Annotated in this window: 2 protein-coding genes; both read right to left on the bottom strand. The window is 42.9% G+C overall.

Annotated features, from left to right (window positions below; all coding sequences use genetic code 11):
• Positions 1–133 precede the first annotated feature (133 nt).
• The gene (gene rlmN, locus AC29Z1_RS13570) at positions 134–1192 is read right to left on the bottom strand and encodes a dual-specificity RNA methyltransferase RlmN (protein WP_488271988.1); all 1059 of its coding nucleotides are present in this window, start codon (positions 1190–1192) and stop codon (positions 134–136) included.
• A gap of 12 nt (positions 1193–1204) precedes the next feature.
• Positions 1205–2563 carry a 16S rRNA (cytosine(967)-C(5))-methyltransferase RsmB gene (gene rsmB, locus AC29Z1_RS13575; protein WP_488271989.1) on the bottom strand — a complete coding sequence of 453 codons (1359 nt, stop codon included), beginning with the start codon at positions 2561–2563 and terminating at the stop codon, positions 1205–1207.
• Positions 2564–2646: the final 83 nt, after the last annotated feature.

The following is a 2646-nucleotide window of genomic DNA, read 5'->3' on the forward strand; positions in this document are numbered from 1 at the left end:
CTTTAATATTACCAATTAAGTTGCTGATGTGTTGATCCTAAAACATACATTTACTGGCTATGGAAATGTTGGCTTTTTCGTTTACAAGATGTGTTTTCTCTATTATACAACGATACTGCTGAACTAGTCAAAATTAACCATTATTTCTAATGATTCTGTGTCGCAATTGGCCACAAGCCGCATCAATATCTGTTCCCATCTCGCGCCTGACAGTGACATTGATATGCTGTTCCTTTAAAAATTGCTCAAATCTAGCGACATCACTTGCCGACGGACGGAGCAGTCCCCGTTCGGGCACCGGATTTATGGGAATTAAATTAACATTAGCCAGCTGTCCTTTTAACAGCTTCGCCAATTCCGCAGCCTGTGCCGGTTGATCATTAACACCGGCAATTAAAGTATATTCATATGTAACACGTCTGCCAGTGATAGTAGCATAGCGGTTTCCAGCCGCCAGTACTTGTTCCAGCGGATAACGCTTATTAATCGGCATTAGCTTAGTTCTTAGTTCATTGGTCGGCGCGTGTAATGAGATCGACAGCGTCAAAGGTAACTTTTCTTGCGCTAATCGATCAATCACTGGAACAATTCCGGAAGTGGAAAGCGTAATGCTACGATAACTCATATTGAGACAATATGGTTCATGAATAAGCCGGATAAACCGCAACACATTATCATAATTAGCTAAAGGCTCTCCTGAACCCATAATTACAATAGAGTCTATTTTTTGTGCTTCGAGTTTTAGCAGTTTGTTTATATATAGAGCCTGAGCAAGTATTTCACCACCAGTAAGGTTTCGCTCCAATCCGCCCAGTGTAGAAGCACAAAAAGCGCATCCCATAGCGCAGCCAACCTGCGTGGATATACAAACACTGTTTCCATAAGGTTGTCGCATAAGCACTGTCTCTACAGCCATATCATCAGCAAAAGCCAGTAAAAACTTACTTGTTCGTCCATCACCTGAGTGTTGAACTGTCTTTTGTGTTAGCCGGGTAATGGTAAAATTGTCCTCAAGTATCCCTCGCTGTTCTTTAGATAAATTCGTCATAGCACTAAAATGACTGACATCATGTTTATATAGCCATTCAGCAATTTGTTTTGCACGGTAAGATGCAAATCCCAGCGGCTTTATAACCTCAGCAATCTCTGAAACAAACAGCCCGAATATATCCACTTTTGCCTTATTTGTCATATTGTCACCGCCTTACTGCTGCCGTACCATACGAGCGATGAAAAAGCCATCAATACCATCAATATGCGGCCAGAATTGCAGCATATCGTCAGATCGCTTCTCGCCTGGCAGATACTGTCCTGTTTGCTCAAGCCGAAACTCAGAATGGCCGTGTAAAAATCTGCGAACAATGTCCTGGTTTTCTTCAGGTTCAGTTGTGCAGGTGCTGTACACCAGAACACCGCCAGGCTTTACACATTGAGCGGCACTCTCCAAAATAGCAGCCTGTAATTTCGGTAAATCATGCAGCATCTCAGGCGATTTACGCCAGCGAGAATCCGGTTTACGGCGAAGCACTCCAAGACCAGAACAGGGAGCATCTACCAGTACTCTATCTGCCTTATGCGGAAACAGGCTGCCCAAATTGACAGCATCAAGCGCCCTGGTTTCGATATTGGTCAAAGCTAGCCGGGCGCTATTTTCCCGGATAAGTGCTAACTTGTGCTCATAAATATCTGTGGATAAAACCTTCCCGGTATTATTCATTAAGGCAGCAATGTGTGTAGTTTTACCACCAGGTGCACCACAGGCGTCGATTATAAATTCGCCAGGTTTTGGTCCTAAGATGTGGGCAACCAACATGGAACTTTCATCTTGGACTTGAAACAGACCTTCTTTTAATGATGAAAGGGTACCTAAGCTAGGGTGTTCTTGACAGATAATTCCCTCAGGTGTCCAGTTTGACGCCTGACAGACTACACCTTCATCATTTAAGCGCTTTAAAAGTCTATCGCGATTAATTTTAACTGTATTGGTACGCAAAGAAAGGGGTGGTATATGATTATTTGTCTGACATAGGGATTCACATCCTGTTACGCCCAACCGGTCCACCCACCGCTTAACCAGCCATTCGGGGTGAAAATATTTTAAAGCAAGATATTTTACTGGCTCTTTCTCCCTGTCAGGATACACAATTTTTTCTGGATGACGAGCAGCATTCCTGAGGACACCGTTAACAAACTTAACAGTACCAGCATGGCCATATTTTTTTGCTAATTCTACTGACTGGTTGCAAGCAGCGGAAGCCGGAACTTTTTCAAGAAAAAACAATTGATAGATACCTAAACGCAGGATGTTTCTAATTATCGGGGCTACTTTAGTAAGCGGGCGATTCAAATAATTGCTAAGTATCCAATCCAAAGTAGCACCTGCTTTGACAGTACCATAAACAAGCTCAGTAATAAACCGCCGGTCCTGGTCGGAAAGTTGTCCCTGGGCAGCCTGCCGGTTCAATTCCTGTGCCAAAGCTATATTGGCATAAGCGCCATTGTTTTCAACCTCATTAATTATTTTTAGTGCCATTTCTCTGGCATCATGTTTTTTTGCGGTCATTCAGCCACCATCTTTATCCTGATTTACATATTTTTATTTGCTACAAAACTTTGGAGCGCTTGTTCGACCTTCTCCAAGTTAAC

The sequence above is a fragment of the Sporomusa sp. genome, from assembly GCF_057736855.1.

Bases quoted from the DNA above. Each gene is read 5' to 3' on its own strand.
- rlmN (WP_488271988.1), bottom strand. From the start codon at position 1,192: ATGACAAATAAGGCAAAAGTGGATATATTCGGGCTGTTTGTTTCAGAG.
- rsmB (WP_488271989.1), bottom strand. From the start codon at position 2,563: ATGACCGCAAAAAAACATGATGCCAGAGAAATGGCACTAAAAATAATT.